Raw genomic sequence first — 16624 nt, forward strand, 5'->3', positions numbered from 1 at the left:
AAAATGAATTCATTATACTTTACAGAAGAGCACGAACTATTTAGGAAAAGCTTGCAAGATTTTTTACAAAAAGAAGTTGTTCCTCACATTGAAAAATGGGAAAAAACAGGAACAATTGAACGCTTTATTTGGAAAAAAGTAGGCGAAATGGGTTTCTTCGGAATCAATTATCCCGAAGCTTACGGAGGTTTGAATTTAGATTTATTTTATACCGTAGTTTTTCTTGAAGAATTGCAAAAAATTAAATCTTCTGGTTTTGCAGCAGCAATGTGGGCGCATGCTTACCTTGCAATGACGCACTTAAATGCAGAAGGCGATGAACGAATTAAACAAGATTATCTTGCTCCAAGTATTGCTGGAGATAAAATTGGTGGACTTTGTATCACAGAACCTTTCGGTGGAAGTGATGTTGCCGGAATGAAAACAACTGCCGTTAAAAAAGGCGACAAATACATCATCAATGGCTCAAAAACTTTTATCACTAATGGAGTTTATGCCGATTATTATGTAGTTGCTGCCAAAACAAATTCAGAAGCTGGAAATAAAGGAATAAGTATGTTTTTGATGGATACCAATTTAAAAGGAATCTCAGCAACAAAACTAGATAAATTAGGATGGAGAGCTTCAGACACTGCCGAAATCGCATTCGATAATGTAGAAATTCCTGCAGAAAATCTAATGGGCGAAGAAGGAAAAGGTTTTCCGTACATTATGCAACATTTCGCTCTAGAAAGACTAATCATGGCAATAAACGCTCATGCAAGAGCCGAATATGCAATAGAATACACTATTCAGTACATGTCACAACGCGAAGCTTTTGGTAGAACAATCGATAAATTCCAAGCGTTACGCCACACCATGGTCGATCACGCAACAGAAGTAGAACACTGCAAAGTATTCAACTACGCAGCAGTTGCTAGATTAAATCAAGGAGAATATGTAGTGAAAGAAGCCACGATGGCAAAATTAAAATCTACAAAAGTATCCGACGATACAATATACAGTTGTCTTCAAATGTTAGGCGGTTACGGTTACATGGAAGAATATCCACTAGCACGATTATCAAGAGACAGCCGTTTAGGACCAATTGGTGGCGGAACTTCAGAAATTCTGAAAGAAATTCTATCCAAAATGATAATTGATAATCAAAACTATCAACCAGCAGTTAAATAATTTTTTAAGATTCATGAGAAGCTATTCCAGCTATTTACTGCTATCTTTTTTATAAAATTATGTTTTTCTAATATAAAAAAAGGAGCTTCCGTTGGTCGCTCTTTTTTTATATGAAAAACTATAATTTCATTAAAAAAGGATATCCGTTTCTATCTGGGCTAAAATATTTGTAAAATTTTGTTTTAAAATTAAAAAATAGTATTACTTTTGCAGGCTAAATGAGAGGAGGTGTCTAGATTATGTTAATTATACCAATTAAAGACGGAGAAAATATCGATAGAGCATTAAAGCGCTATAAAAGAAAGTTTGATAAAACAGGAACTGTTCGTCAGTTACGTGCGCGTCAAGCATTCATTAAACCTTCAGTTGTTAAAAGAGCTCAAATTCAAAAAGCAGCGTATATTCAAAACTTAAGAGACTCATTAGAAAGTTAATTAAATTTTAGAATAAAAATATAACCGCTAGTCAATAAAGTTTTATAACTTTGTTACTAGCGGTTTTTTTTATGTCATAATCCCAAATTATTAATGAACAACCTACAAGCATTTCAAGAGTATCTTCAACTCGAAAAAAACTATTCGATGCATACAGTAAATGCTTATGTAAATGACTTGCTTTTTTTTAAAGAATTCCTAAAAACCAATTTCGAACAAGAAACATTAGAAGATGTAAATTACAGCATGATAAGAAGCTGGATTGTTTTTATGGTAGACAAAGAAATGTCTAACAGTTCTGTAAATAGAAAAATTGCATCCTTAAAATCATTTTATAAATTTTTATTAAAGATCAAACAAATAAGCTCAAGTCCTTTATTAAAACATAAATCTTTAAAAACACCAAAAATTCTACAAATTCCTTTTTCAGAAAAAGAATTAGATAATGTATTAAATGAAATTAAATATCCAGATGGTTTTGATGGTGTTCGTGACAAACTCATTATCGATTTATTTTACACAACAGGAATAAGACGATCAGAATTAATTGGACTAAAACTTCAAAATGTAAGTACTTCAAATGCTACAATAAAGGTTTTAGGTAAAAGAAATAAGGAAAGAATATTGCCCATTTTGCCAATAATTTCAAAACAAATAAATCTTTATTTAGTAGAGAGAGCTAGATTAGAACAAGTTAAGGATAATGAATATTTTTTTTTAATGTTAAAAGGCGTTAAATTAAACGATTCGTTTGTTTATCGTCTAATAAATTATTACTTTAGTAATGTCTCCGAGAAGGTAAAAAAGAGTCCGCATATTTTGCGTCACACATTTGCAACTCACATGCTTAACAACGGAGCAGATTTGAATTCAGTAAAAGAATTATTAGGACATTCAAGTTTGGCATCAACACAAATCTATACACATAGTAGTTTGTCTGAATTGAAGAAGGTGTATGGAGAGGCACATCCAAGAAACCAAAAATAATTCTCAAGTATAACCATTAATTAAATAATTATGAAGGTAAATGTAAATGCAGTGAACTTTACAGTTGACAGAAAACTGGTTGATTTCGTTCAGTTAAGAATGGATAAATTAGAGAAATATTATGATAAAATTGTTTCTGCCGACATTTTTTTGAAGGTTGAGAATACAAGTGATAAGGAAAATAAAATCGTAGAGATTAAAATTCATGTTCCGGGTGATGATTTTTTAGTAAAAAAACAATGTAAAACCTTTGAAGAAGCAGTTGAGTTATCAGCAGAATCATTAGAAAGATTGCTTGTAAAAAGAAAAGAAAAAATAAGAACACATATTTAAGAAAATTTTTTACAAAAAATATTTTGATTAAAAAATAAAATGCCTACATTTGCAGTCCGTTAGAAATAGCGGACTTTTTTTATTGATATCGCCAGCGTAGCTCAGTTGGCTAGAGCAGCTGATTTGTAATCAGCAGGTCGTGGGTTCGAGTCCCTCCGCCGGCTCTTTTTATTCCAAATGCGATTTGGAATTTGTTCATAATATTGTTGGAAATAAAAAAAATGGGGAGATACTCAAGCGGCCAACGAGGGCAGACTGTAAATCTGCTGTGAAAACTTCGCAGGTTCGAATCCTGCTCTCCCCACAAATTCAAGAGTTTTTTTCTTTTGAATGAAAGCTCTGCTGCCGGTGTAGCTCAGGGGTAGAGTGCTTCCTTGGTAAGGAAGAGGTCACGGGTTCAATTCCCGTCATTGGCTCAAAATTGTAAAATTTGAACACTAATAAATATATAACTAAGTTTAAAATTAATTAAAATGGCAAAAGAAAATTTTAATCGTAACAAACCACACCTTAATATTGGTACAATTGGGCACGTGGATCACGGAAAAACTACATTAACTGCTGCAATCACTAAAGTATTATCTGATGCAGGTTACTGTCAAGCAAAATCATTTGATCAAATTGATAATGCTCCAGAAGAAAAAGAAAGAGGTATTACTATCAATACATCACACGTTGAGTATGAAACTGCTAATCGTCACTACGCACACGTTGACTGTCCAGGTCACGCGGATTACGTAAAGAACATGGTTACTGGTGCTGCTCAAATGGACGGTGCTATCTTAGTAGTAGCTGCAACTGACGGACCAATGCCGCAAACACGTGAGCACATCCTTTTAGGACGTCAAGTTGGTATTCCAAGAATCGTTGTATTCATGAATAAAGTGGATATGGTTGATGACGCGGAATTATTAGAATTAGTTGAAATGGAAATCAGAGATTTATTATCTTTCTACGAATATGATGGAGATAATGGTCCTGTAATTCAAGGTTCAGCTTTAGGTGGATTAAATAACGATCCAGCTTGGGTACCAAAAATTATTGAATTAATGGCTGCTTGTGATTCTTGGATTGAAGAGCCAATTCGTGATACTGCAAAACCATTCTTAATGCCGGTTGAAGACGTATTTACAATTACAGGTCGTGGAACTGTTGCTACAGGTCGTATCGAAACTGGTGTTGCTAATACTGGAGATCCAGTTGAAATCATTGGTATGGGAGCTGAAAAATTAACTTCTACTATTACTGGAGTTGAAATGTTCCGTAAAATCTTAGATAGAGGTGAAGCTGGAGATAATGTAGGTTTATTGTTAAGAGGTGTTGATAAAGAATCTATCAAAAGAGGAATGGTTATCATTAAGCCAGGTTCAGTAAAACCACACGCTAAATTCAAAGCTGAAGTTTATATCTTGAAAAAAGAAGAAGGTGGTCGTCACACACCATTCCACAATAACTACCGTCCACAGTTCTACGTTCGTACAACTGACGTAACAGGAGTTATTTCTTTACCAGCAGGTGTAGAGATGGTAATGCCAGGTGATAACTTAACTATTGATGTAGCTTTATTAAGCCCAATTGCAATGAACGTAGGTTTACGTTTCGCTATCCGTGAAGGTGGTAGAACAGTTGGTGCTGGTCAAGTAACTGAAATCGTAGAGTAATTTCTAAATAAATAAAATTCCAGTGTCGTTTTTTTAACGACACTGGTTTTTAATAAACGGGCGTAGTTCAAGGGTAGAATAGCGGTCTCCAAAACCGTTGATGGGGGTTCGAATCCCTCCGCCCGTGCAAAAAAAAAATATACTATTATGTCAAAAGTATTTAATTATTTTTCTGAAGCATTTGAAGAATTAAAATCAAATGTAACTTGGCCAGAGTGGGCTGAAGTGCAAAAATATACAATTATTGTAGCTGTTTTTTCAGTAGTTTTTGCTCTCGCTACATGGGGAGTTGATGTGTTTTTTGCTAAAGCAATAGCTGGATTTTTTAACTTGATCAAATAGAAATAATTTTGCTATGGCAGATATTAGTGTGAAAAAATGGTATGTTGTAAGAGCTGTTAGCGGTCAGGAAAATAAAGTGAAAGCTTATATTGAAACTGAAATTAGCAGACTTGGAATGAGTGATTACATATCTCAAGTATTAGTTCCTACTGAAAAAGTAGTTCAGGTGCGTGATGGAAAAAAGATTTCTAAGGATAAAGTTTATTTTCCTGGATATGTAATGATTGAAGCTAATCTTGCTGGCGAAATTCCACACATTATTAAATCGATTACAGGTGTTATTGGTTTCTTAGGAGAAGTAAAAGGTGGAGATCCTGTGCCTTTACGTTTATCTGAAGTAAACAGGATGTTAGGGAAAGTTGATGAATTAGCTGTTAATGTTGATACACAATCTATTCCTTTCAAGATTAATGAAACAATTAAGGTTATTGATGGACCTTTCAATGGATTCAACGGAACTATTGAAAAAATCAATGAAGAAAAGCGTAAACTAGAAGTAATGGTGAAAATTTTCGGAAGAAAGACTCCATTAGAGTTAAGTTTTATGCAAGTTGAAAAAGTATAATTTTTGTTACATACATAATAAATCCACATTTATCGCTTCCAATGATAATGTGTTAAATTTTTAAACAATGGCTAAAGAGATTAGTAAAGTAGTTAAACTACAAGTTAAGGGAGGTGCTGCGAACCCATCGCCACCGGTTGGACCTGCTCTGGGAGCTGCTGGTGTTAATATCATGGAATTCTGTAAGCAATTTAATGCTAGAACCCAAGATCAACCTGGCAAAGTTTTACCGGTACAAATTACCGTGTATAAAGACAAATCGTTTGATTTTGTTGTAAAAACTCCACCTGCTGCAATTCAATTATTGGATGCTGCTAAATTAAAATCTGGTTCTGGCGAGCCTAATAGAAAAAAAGTTGCTAGTGTGACTTGGGATCAAATTAAAGCAATCGCTGATGACAAGATGGTCGATTTAAATGCTTTCACAACTGAAAAAGCTATGAGCATGATTGCTGGAACAGCTAGATCTATGGGTATAACTGTAACTGGAGATTCTCCTCTAAAATAAGGTAAGAAATGGCAAAATTGACAAAAAAACAAAAAGAGGCTGCTTCAAAAATTGAAAAAAACAAACTATATTCTTTAAAAGACGCTTCGTCTTTATTGAAAGTTGTTGCTTCAGCAAAATTTGACGAGTCTGTAGATATTGCTGTTCGTTTAGGAGTAGATCCAAGAAAAGCAAATCAAATGGTAAGAGGTGTTGTAACGCTTCCTCATGGTACTGGTAAAGACACTAAAGTATTAGCTTTAGTAACTCCAGATAAAGAAGCAGAAGCGAAAGCTGCTGGTGCTGACTATGTTGGTTTAGACGATTACCTTCAAAAAATAAAAGATGGTTGGACAGATGTTGACGTAATTGTTACAATGCCAGCTATTATGGGTAAATTAGGCCCATTAGGTCGTGTATTAGGACCTAGAGGTTTAATGCCAAACCCTAAAACAGGAACAGTAACCATGGAAATTGGTAAAGCTGTAGCTGAAATTAAAGCTGGTAAAATCGACTTTAAAGTAGATAAAACAGGTATCGTACATGCAGGTATTGGAAGAATTTCTTTCGAAGCTGATAAACTTGTAGATAACGCTCACGAAATTATTCAAACATTAATCAAAATGAAACCAACAGCAGCTAAAGGTACTTACATCAAGTCTATTCACTTGTCTAGTACTATGAGTCCTGCTATCGCTTTAGATCCTAAAGCTGTATAATTGGTAGTTAACAAATTTTATTATGACTAGAGAAGAAAAATCAATCGCGATAGAAGATTTAACTGCAAAGTTGGCTGAAAGTAATATCATTTATATTGCTGATACATCAGGATTGAATGCAGAAACTACTTCAAATTTAAGAAGAGCTTGTTTTAAAGCGGGAATCAAATTAGAAGTTGTAAAAAATACTTTGCTTGAAAAAGCAATGGAAGCATCTGCAAATGATTATGGTGATTTACCATCAGTATTAAAAGGTAACTCTTCAATCTTTATTGCAGATATTGCAAATGCACCTGCAAAAATCATTAAAGACTTCCGTAAGAAATCAGAAAAACCGGCTTTTAAAGGAGCTTATATCAATGGTGAAATTTACATCGGAGATAATCTTTTAGACAGCTTGGCTTCATTGAAATCGAAAGAAGAAGTTATTGGAGAAATCATTGGATTACTTCAATCTCCTGCTAAACGCATCATCTCAGCTTTATTAAATAACGCTGAACAAAAAGGTGAAGCTGCAGAATAATTAGCGCACAAGTAAACAAAAATAGAATTAAAAACATTTTAAACGATAGAAAAAATGGCAGATTTGAAACAATTCGCAGAACAATTAGTTAACCTTACAGTAAAAGAAGTTAACGATTTAGCTACAATATTAAAAGATGAGTATGGTATCGAACCAGCTGCTGCAGCTGTAGTAGTTGCTGCTGGTGGTGGTGAAGCTGCTGCTGAAGAGCAAACAGAATTCACTGTAGTATTAAAAGATGCTGGTGCTTCTAAATTAGCAGTTGTTAAAGCGGTTAAAGAATTAACTGGTTTAGGATTGAAAGAAGCTAAAGATATGGTAGACGGTGCTCCTGCTAACATTAAAGAAGGAGTTACTAAAGCTGAAGCTGAAGGTTTGAAAAAATCTTTAGAAGAAGCTGGAGCTGTTGTTGAGTTAAAATAACTCTTACATAGTTTTAGAACTAGGTTTAGGTCTTGAGTTTAATCACTCAATGACCTAAACCATTTTTCGTATAATAAAATTATACTCTAAAATTTATCTTAAAGAGTTTAAAATACGAAATCCTTTTAGTCAATACGAAGAAGAAAATTTACAGATACTGGTTTATTTTTAAGATGTATTGATAATAAAAGAAAGTATACATTACAAAAAACAATTACTTTTTTTTAATCAAAATTTTGTCCATTGATGATAACAAATCAGACTGAAAGATTGAATTTTGCCTCAACTAAAAACATTCCTCAATATCCAGATTTTCTAGATGTTCAGGTAAAATCGTTTCAAGATTTCTTCCAATTGGAAACCAAATCTGACGAAAGAGGCAACGAAGGTTTATACAATACCTTCATGGAAAATTTTCCAATCACAGATACAAGAAACCAATTTGTATTAGAATTCCTAGATTACTTTGTTGATCCACCTCGTTACACTATTCAAGAATGTATCGAAAGAGGTTTAACGTATAGTGTACCTCTTAAAGCACGCCTTAAATTATATTGTACTGATCCTGAACATGAGGATTTTGAAACTATAGTTCAAGACGTTTATTTAGGTACGATTCCTTACATGACGCCAAGCGGAACATTTGTTATTAATGGTGCTGAGCGTGTTGTAGTTTCGCAATTACACCGTTCTCCAGGAGTTTTCTTTGGTCAATCATTCCATGCAAATGGTACTAAATTGTATTCTGCCAGAGTTATTCCTTTTAAAGGTTCTTGGATAGAATTTGCTACAGATATCAATAACGTAATGTATGCGTACATTGATAGAAAGAAAAAATTACCTGTAACCACTCTTTTACGTGCTATCGGATTTGAAAGAGATAAAGATATTCTTGAAATTTTTGACCTTGCAGAAGAAATCAAAGTTTCAAAAACAGGTCTTAAAAAATATGTTGGTAGAAAATTAGCAGCGAGAGTATTGAATACTTGGCACGAAGATTTCGTGGATGAGGATACTGGTGAAGTTGTTTCTATCGAACGTAACGAAATTATTTTAGATCGTGACACTATCTTGGATAAAGATAATGTAGAAGAAATTCTTGACGCTGATGTAAAAGTAATTTTATTACACAAGGAAGAAAATAATCAAGTTGATTATGCAATCATCCACAATACATTACAAAAAGATCCAACAAACTCTGAAAAAGAAGCTGTTGAACACATATATAGACAATTACGTAATGCTGAACCGCCTGATGAAGAAACGGCTCGTGGTATTATTGATAAATTGTTCTTCTCTGACCAACGTTACAACTTAGGTGAAGTAGGTCGTTATAGAATGAACAAAAAGTTAAACCTTGATATTCCAATGGAAAAACAAGTTTTAACTAAAGAAGATATCATTACTATCATTAAATATTTGATCGAATTAATAAATGCTAAAGCAGATATTGATGATATTGATCACTTATCAAACCGTCGTGTTAGAACTGTTGGAGAACAACTTTCTCAACAATTTGGTGTAGGTTTAGCTCGTATGGCTAGAACTATTCGTGAGAGAATGAACGTTAGAGATAACGAGGTGTTTACACCAATCGATTTGATTAATGCTAAAACATTATCATCGGTTATCAACTCTTTCTTTGGTACTAACCAGTTATCTCAATTTATGGATCAAACGAATCCACTAGCTGAGATTACGCACAAAAGAAGATTATCAGCACTTGGACCAGGTGGACTTTCAAGAGAAAGAGCCGGTTTTGAGGTTCGTGACGTTCACTATACGCACTATGGAAGACTTTGCCCAATTGAAACTCCTGAAGGACCAAACATTGGATTGATTTCATCTTTAGGTGTTTATGCAAAAGTAAATGGAATGGGATTCATCGAAACTCCTTACCGTAAGGTAACTAATGGAGTGGTTGATTTAGAATCTACTCCAGTTTATTTAAGCGCAGAAGAAGAAGAAGGTAAAATGATTGCTCAAGCAAACATCGAAATGGATGCTAAAGGTACAATCACTGCTGATACAGTTATTGCTCGTGAAGAAGGTGATTTCCCAGTTGTTAAACCAACTGAAATTCATTATACAGACGTTGCTCCAAATCAGATTGCTTCTATTTCGGCTTCATTAATTCCTTTCTTGGAACATGATGATGCGAACCGTGCCTTGATGGGATCAAACATGATGCGTCAAGCCGTTCCATTATTACGTCCAGAAGCTCCAATCGTTGGAACTGGTCTTGAAAGACAAGTTGCTTCAGATTCAAGAGTATTAATTAATGCTGAAGGAAACGGAACTGTTGAATACGTTGATGCTAACATGATTACCATCAAATACGACAGAACTGAAGAAGAAAGAATGGTAAGTTTTGACCCAGATGAAAAAACTTATAAATTAATCAAATTCAGAAAAACGAATCAAAGTACATCTATTAACTTAAAGCCTATCGTAAGAAAAGGTGATAGAGTTCAAACAGGTCAAGTACTTTGTGAAGGTTACGCAACTCAAAACGGAGAATTAGCAATCGGTAGAAACCTTAAAGTAGCATTTATGCCATGGAAAGGTTACAACTTCGAGGATGCAATTGTAATCTCTGAAAAAGTAGTTCGTGACGATATTTTTACATCAATCCATGTAGATGATTATTCATTAGAAGTTAGAGATACAAAATTAGGTAACGAAGAGTTAACTAATGATATTCCTAACGTTTCTGAAGAAGCTACTAAAGATTTGGATGAAAATGGTATGATTAGAATTGGAGCCGAAGTTAAACCTGGCGACATCCTAATCGGAAAAATTACACCAAAAGGAGAATCAGATCCAACTCCAGAAGAGAAACTTTTAAGAGCTATCTTCGGTGATAAAGCTGGTGATGTGAAAGATGCTTCATTAAAAGCTTCTCCTTCATTACACGGTGTAGTTTTAGACAAAAAATTATTCGCAAGAGCGGTAAAAGATAAACGTAAGAGAACGCAAGATAAAGATGCATTAACTACTTTAGAGTTAGAATTTGAAACAAAATTTGTTGAATTAAAAGACAAATTAGTTGAAAAATTATTCCTAATTGTAAACGGAAAAACATCTCAAGGTGTAATGAACGATTTGGGTGAAGAAGTTTTACCAAAAGGTAAAAAATATACTCAAAAAATGCTTTATGCTGTAGAAGATTTCGCTCACTTAACTAAAGGACAATGGGTTGCTGATGATGAAACTAACCGTTTGGTTAACGACTTAATCCACAACTACAAAATCAAATTAAACGATTTACAAGGTGCTTTACGTAGAGAAAAATTCACAATTACTGTAGGAGATGAACTTCCTGCAGGAATCTTGAAATTGGCTAAAGTATATATCGCTAAAAAACGTAAGTTAAAAGTAGGTGATAAAATGGCTGGACGTCACGGTAACAAAGGTATCGTTGCTCGTATCGTTCGTCATGAAGACATGCCGTTCCTTGAAGATGGAACTCCAGTTGATATCGTATTGAATCCACTTGGTGTACCTTCTCGTATGAACATTGGACAAATTTATGAAACTGTACTTGGATGGGCAGGACAAAAATTAGGTCGTAAGTATGCAACTCCAATCTTTGATGGTGCAACTTTAGATCAAATTAATGAACTAACAGACGAAGCAGGAATTCCAAGATTTGGTCATACGTATTTATATGACGGAGGAACAGGAGAACGTTTCCACCAAGCAGCAACAGTTGGAGTTATCTACATGTTGAAACTTGGACACATGGTTGACGATAAGATGCACGCACGTTCAATCGGACCATACTCACTTATTACACAACAACCACTTGGAGGTAAAGCTCAATTTGGAGGTCAGCGTTTTGGAGAGATGGAGGTTTGGGCACTTGAAGCATACGGTGCGTCAAGTACACTACGTGAAATCTTAACAGTAAAATCGGATGACGTAATTGGTAGAGCTAAAACTTACGAAGCAATCGTTAAGGGTGAAACTATGCCAGAACCAGGATTACCAGAATCATTCAATGTATTAATGCATGAATTGAAAGGTCTTGGATTAGACATCAGATTAGAAGAATAAAAAAAGAATGCAGTATTCAGTTTCGAATTTTCGGAACTGAATACTTATTATAACAAGTTTTTAAGGATTTATACCCGTAAACCGTTCCGATTTTTTATTTAAGCCGATAGGTTTTCATAACTAGCACTTCAAAAGTTTTGTTTGAAGTTTAGAGAAGTAATTCGAGGTAGTAACTTAATGGTTTAGTTTTTTTTAGGAAAGCAAAAATCATAAATCTAAGTTCAATTAATAGTAGTAAATCAATAGTAAAAACTATGATGAATAATAGAAACAACAAAGACAACAAGCAAACCACCATTAAAAGATTCAATAAGATAACTATTGGACTTGCTTCTCCAGAATCAATTTTGGCAGAATCAAGAGGTGAGGTTTTAAAACCAGAAACAATCAACTACAGAACGCACAAACCAGAACGTGATGGTTTATTTTGTGAGCGTATTTTTGGTCCAGTTAAAGATTTTGAGTGTGCTTGTGGAAAATATAAAAGAATTCGCTACAAAGGAATCGTATGTGACCGTTGTGGTGTTGAAGTAACTGAGAAAAAAGTACGTCGTGATAGAGTAGGACACATCAACCTTGTTGTGCCAATCGCTCATATCTGGTATTTCCGTTCACTTCCAAACAAAATTGGTTACATTTTAGGTTTGCCATCTAAGAAATTAGACATGATTATCTACTACGAAAGATATGTAGTAATCCAAGCTGGTATCGCTAAAAGTGCCGAAGGTGAATCATTACAAAGACTTGATTTCTTAACAGAAGAAGAATATTTAAATATTTTAGATACACTTCCTGCAGATAATCAATATCTTGATGATTTTGATCCTAATAAATTTGTTGCCAAAATGGGAGCAGAATGTATTATGGATTTATTAGCTAGAACTGATTTAGATGCACTTTCTTATTCATTAAGACACAGCGCAAACAATGAAACTTCTAAACAAAGAAAAACAGAAGCATTAAAAAGATTGCAAGTTGTTGAATCGTTCCGTGACTCTAACTTAAACAGAGAGAACCGTCCAGAGTGGATGATTCTTAAAGTAATACCAGTTATTCCACCAGAATTGCGTCCATTAGTACCACTTGATGGTGGTCGTTTCGCAACTTCAGATTTGAATGACTTGTACCGTAGAGTTATTATTAGAAACAACCGTCTTAAAAGATTAATGGAGATTAAAGCTCCAGAAGTTATCTTAAGAAACGAAAAACGTATGTTACAAGAATCGGTAGATTCATTATTTGATAACACTCGTAAAGCTTCTGCTGTTAAAACTGAATCTAACAGACCATTAAAATCTTTATCTGACTCATTAAAAGGTAAACAAGGTCGTTTCCGTCAAAACTTGTTAGGAAAACGTGTCGATTATTCTGCTCGTTCGGTAATTGTTGTTGGACCAGAAATGAAATTGTTCGAATGTGGTCTTCCTAAAGATATGGCTGCTGAATTATACAAACCATTCGTTATTCGTAAATTAATCGAAAGAGGAATTGTTAAAACAGTTAAATCTGCAAAGAAAATAATTGACAAAAAAGAACCTGTAGTTTGGGATATCTTAGAAAATGTAATTAAAGGTCACCCAGTATTACTGAATCGTGCTCCTACATTACACAGACTTGGTATTCAAGCTTTCCAACCAAAATTAATTGAAGGAAAAGCGATCCAATTACACCCATTAGTATGTACGGCGTTTAACGCGGATTTTGATGGTGACCAGATGGCGGTTCACTTACCACTTGGACCAGAAGCTATTCTTGAAGCACAATTATTAATGTTGGCTTCTCACAATATCTTGAATCCTGCGAATGGTGCTCCAATTACGGTTCCTTCTCAAGACATGGTTCTTGGTCTATACTATATGACTAAGGAAAGATTGTCTACTCCAGAACATCCAATTTTAGGTCAAGATTTGACTTTCTACTCTGCAGAAGAAGTAAATATTGCTTTAAATGAAGGTAGATTAGAATTGAATGCTCGTGTTAGAATTAGAGCTAAAGATTTTAACGAATCTGGAGAACAAGTTTATAAAATTATTCAAACAACTGCCGGTAGAGTATTATTTAATGAAGTAGTACCTGAAGCAGCTGGATATATTAATGAAGTATTGACTAAAAAATCTTTACGTGATATTATTGGAAAAATCTTGTCGGTAACTAACGTTCCTACAACTGCAGCTTTCCTTGATGAAATGAAAGATATGGGTTATAAATTTGCCTTCAAAGGTGGTTTATCATTCTCATTAGGAGATATTAGAATTCCAGAGCAAAAAACTAAATTAATTGCTGATGCTCGTGTTCAAGTTGAAGGTATTTCTGTAAACTACAACATGGGATTAATTACCAATAACGAACGTTACAACCAAGTTATTGATATCTGGACTTCTGCAAATGCGCAATTAACAGAATTAGCAATGAAAAATATCCGTGAAGACCAACAAGGTTTCAACTCGGTATATATGATGCTTGACTCTGGAGCGCGTGGATCTAAAGAACAAATTCGTCAGTTAACTGGTATGCGTGGTTTGATGGCTAAGCCAAAAAAATCTACTGCTGGTGGTGGTGAAATTATTGAAAATCCAATTCTTTCTAACTTTAAAGAAGGTCTTTCTATCCTTGAATACTTTATCTCTACTCACGGTGCACGTAAAGGACTTGCGGATACGGCTCTTAAAACTGCCGATGCTGGTTACCTTACTCGTAGATTACATGACGTTTCTCAAGACGTAATTGTAAACTCTGTAGATTGCGGTACTTTAAGAGGAATTGAAGTTTCTGCTTTAAAGAAAAATGAAGAAATTGTTGAAACATTAGGAGAAAGAATTTTAGGACGTGTTGCATTACAAGATGTAATCAATCCTCTTGATTCTAATATATTAGTTCATGCTGGTGAGCAAATTACTGAAGCTATCGTTAAAGCTATTGAAGAATCTCCAATTGAAAAAGTGGAAGTACGTTCTCCTCTAGTTTGTGAAGCTAAAAAAGGTATTTGTGCTAAATGTTACGGAAGAAACTTAGCAACTGGAAAAATGACTCAAAAAGGTGAAGCTGTTGGTGTTATCGCTGCACAGTCAATTGGTGAGCCAGGAACACAGTTAACACTTCGTACATTCCACGTTGGTGGAGTTGCTGGTGGAGTTTCTGAAGAATCTAGTGTTATTGCAAGATTTGGTGGAAAACTAGAAATTGAAGATTTAAAAACTGTTGTTGGTGAAGATGCTGATGGAAACAAAGTAGATATCGTAGTTTCTCGTTCAACTGAATTGAAATTAATCGATGTTAAAACTGGAATTCTATTAAGTACGCATTACATCCCTTACGGTTCTGTTATCAGCGTAAAAGATGGTGACGTTGTTGAAAAAGGAGCTGCAATTTGTAAATGGGATCCATATAATGGTGTAATTGTTTCAGAATTTACTGGAAAAATTGCTTACGAAGATTTAGAACAAGGACAATCGTTCCAAGTTGAAATCGATGAGCAAACAGGTTTCCAAGAAAAAGTAATTTCTGAAGGAAGAAATAAAAAATTAATTCCAACATTATTAGTTTACGGTAAAGATGGAGAACTTATTCGTTCTTACAACTTACCAGTTGGAGCTCACCTTATGGTAGAAGATGGAGAGAAAATTAAAGCAGGTAAAATCCTTGTAAAAATTCCTCGTCGTTCTTCAAAAGCTGGTGATATTACTGGAGGTTTACCAAGAATTACCGAGTTGTTAGAAGCTCGTAATCCTTCTAATCCTGCTGTAGTTTCAGAAATTGATGGAGTTGTTTCTTTCGGGAAAATTAAAAGAGGTAATCGTGAAATCATCATCGAATCTAAATTTGGTGAGATTAAGAAATATCTAGTAAAATTATCTAGTCAAATTCTTGTTCAAGAGAATGACTTCGTAAAAGCTGGAGTTCCTTTATCTGATGGTGCAATTACTCCAGACGATATTTTAAGAATTCAAGGACCATCTGCTGTTCAGCAGTATTTGGTTAACGAAATTCAAGAAGTTTACCGTCTTCAAGGTGTAAAAATTAATGATAAACACTTTGAGGTTGTAATTCGTCAAATGATGCGTAAAGTAAGAGTTGAAGATCCAGGAGATACTTTATTCTTAGAAGAGCAATTAATTCACACAAGTGATTTTATTCGTGAAAACGATAAATTATACGGAATGAAAGTGGTTGAAGATGCAGGTGATTCAGACAATCTTAAACCAGGTCAAATTATTTCTCCAAGAGATTTGAGAGATGAAAATTCATTGTTGAAACGTAATGATAAAAACTTAGTTGTAGCTCGTGAAGTTATCACTGCTACTGCAACTCCAGTATTACAAGGTATTACTAGAGCTTCGCTTCAAACTAAGTCATTCATTTCTGCAGCATCGTTCCAAGAAACAACTAAAGTATTAAATGAAGCTGCGGTTGCAGGTAAAATAGATACTTTAGAAGGTCTTAAAGAAAATGTTATTGTTGGACATAGAATTCCTGCTGGTACAGGTATGAGAGATTACGATCATACTATTGTAGGTTCTAAAGATGATTATAACGAAATGATGGCTAATAAAGAAGAATATATCTACTAAGAAATGAGCGATAATAATCAACAACAACCAGGACAAATCAACATTGAGCTTGATGAAAAAACTGCGGAAGGAATTTATTCTAACTTAGCAATTATCAATCATTCTCCATCAGAATTTGTTTTAGATTTTGTGACCATCATGCCTGGTGTTCCTAAATCGAAAGTGAAATCGAGAATTATTTTAACTCCACAACATGCTAAAAGATTACTTAAAGCTATTGGAGAAAATATCCACCGATTTGAATCTGCTCATGGTGAAATTAAAGATACAGAACAGCCACATGTTCCTTTAAATTTTGGTCCAACTGGTCAAGCTTAAATTTTATAAGTTTATACAGATAAAAAAAACTC

General features: G+C 34.3%; 14 protein-coding genes and 4 tRNA genes. All 18 read left to right on the plus strand.

Going from position 1 to position 16624, the window contains the following annotated elements; all coding sequences use genetic code 11:
* Positions 1-3: 3 nt before the first annotated feature.
* The 18 genes from LG45_RS01725 to LG45_RS01810 all read left to right on the plus strand — a co-directional run bounded on the left by LG45_RS01725 (position 4) and on the right by LG45_RS01810 (position 16592).
* The gene (locus LG45_RS01725; RefSeq protein WP_035123804.1) at positions 4-1173 is read left to right on the plus strand and encodes an acyl-CoA dehydrogenase family protein; all 1170 of its coding nucleotides are present in this window, start codon (positions 4-6) and stop codon (positions 1171-1173) included.
* A 239-nt stretch (positions 1174-1412) separates the two neighbouring features.
* Positions 1413-1607, plus strand: coding sequence for a 30S ribosomal protein S21 (rpsU, locus tag LG45_RS01730; protein WP_035123806.1), 195 nt, complete (start codon positions 1413-1415; stop codon positions 1605-1607).
* A 93-nt stretch (positions 1608-1700) separates the two neighbouring features.
* On the plus strand, positions 1701-2594 hold the full coding sequence (locus tag LG45_RS01735) for a tyrosine-type recombinase/integrase (RefSeq protein ID WP_035123808.1): 894 nt from the start codon (positions 1701-1703) through the stop codon (positions 2592-2594).
* Positions 2595-2624: 30 nt separating this feature from the next.
* Positions 2625-2927, plus strand: coding sequence for a ribosome hibernation-promoting factor, HPF/YfiA family (gene hpf, locus LG45_RS01740; protein ID WP_035123811.1), 303 nt, complete (start codon positions 2625-2627; stop codon positions 2925-2927).
* A 90-nt stretch (positions 2928-3017) separates the two neighbouring features.
* Positions 3018-3091: transfer RNA gene (locus tag LG45_RS01745), tRNA-Thr, on the plus strand.
* Positions 3092-3150: 59 nt separating this feature from the next.
* A tRNA-Tyr gene (locus LG45_RS01750) sits at positions 3151-3231 on the plus strand.
* Between the two features lie 40 nt (positions 3232-3271).
* Positions 3272-3343: transfer RNA gene (locus tag LG45_RS01755), tRNA-Thr, on the plus strand.
* Positions 3344-3400: 57 nt separating this feature from the next.
* A complete protein-coding gene (tuf, locus tag LG45_RS01760; protein WP_035123812.1) occupies positions 3401-4588 on the plus strand; it encodes an elongation factor Tu in 1188 nt (395 codons plus the stop codon).
* A gap of 56 nt (positions 4589-4644) precedes the next feature.
* A tRNA-Trp gene (locus LG45_RS01765) sits at positions 4645-4715 on the plus strand.
* Between the two features lie 20 nt (positions 4716-4735).
* Positions 4736-4930 (plus strand): preprotein translocase subunit SecE, encoded by a 195-nt coding sequence (secE, locus tag LG45_RS01770; protein ID WP_035124264.1) that lies wholly within the window; start codon positions 4736-4738, stop codon positions 4928-4930.
* A 13-nt stretch (positions 4931-4943) separates the two neighbouring features.
* Positions 4944-5495 carry a transcription termination/antitermination protein NusG gene (gene nusG, locus LG45_RS01775; protein ID WP_035123818.1) on the plus strand — a complete coding sequence of 184 codons (552 nt, stop codon included), beginning with the start codon at positions 4944-4946 and terminating at the stop codon, positions 5493-5495.
* 67 nt (positions 5496-5562) lie between these two features.
* Entirely contained in the window at positions 5563-6003 is a 441-nt protein-coding gene (gene rplK / locus LG45_RS01780) for a 50S ribosomal protein L11 (RefSeq protein ID WP_035123821.1), read from the plus strand.
* 8 nt (positions 6004-6011) lie between these two features.
* Entirely contained in the window at positions 6012-6701 is a 690-nt protein-coding gene (gene rplA / locus LG45_RS01785; RefSeq protein ID WP_035123822.1) for a 50S ribosomal protein L1, read from the plus strand.
* 22 nt (positions 6702-6723) lie between these two features.
* Positions 6724-7224 (plus strand): 50S ribosomal protein L10, encoded by a 501-nt coding sequence (gene rplJ, locus LG45_RS01790; protein ID WP_035123824.1) that lies wholly within the window; start codon positions 6724-6726, stop codon positions 7222-7224.
* 54 nt (positions 7225-7278) lie between these two features.
* A complete protein-coding gene (gene rplL, locus LG45_RS01795; RefSeq protein WP_035123826.1) occupies positions 7279-7647 on the plus strand; it encodes a 50S ribosomal protein L7/L12 in 369 nt (122 codons plus the stop codon).
* 246 nt (positions 7648-7893) lie between these two features.
* Positions 7894-11706 (plus strand): DNA-directed RNA polymerase subunit beta, encoded by a 3813-nt coding sequence (rpoB, locus tag LG45_RS01800; RefSeq protein WP_035123828.1) that lies wholly within the window; start codon positions 7894-7896, stop codon positions 11704-11706.
* 254 nt (positions 11707-11960) lie between these two features.
* Entirely contained in the window at positions 11961-16274 is a 4314-nt protein-coding gene (gene rpoC / locus LG45_RS01805; RefSeq protein WP_035123830.1) for a DNA-directed RNA polymerase subunit beta', read from the plus strand.
* A 3-nt stretch (positions 16275-16277) separates the two neighbouring features.
* Complete coding sequence (locus tag LG45_RS01810; protein WP_035123832.1) at positions 16278-16592, plus strand: DUF3467 domain-containing protein; 315 nt, start codon at positions 16278-16280, stop codon at positions 16590-16592.
* The last annotated feature ends 32 nt before the right edge of the window (positions 16593-16624 follow it).

Source organism: Flavobacterium aquatile LMG 4008 = ATCC 11947 (genome assembly GCF_000757385.1).
GTDB classification, from domain to species: domain Bacteria; phylum Bacteroidota; class Bacteroidia; order Flavobacteriales; family Flavobacteriaceae; genus Flavobacterium; species Flavobacterium aquatile.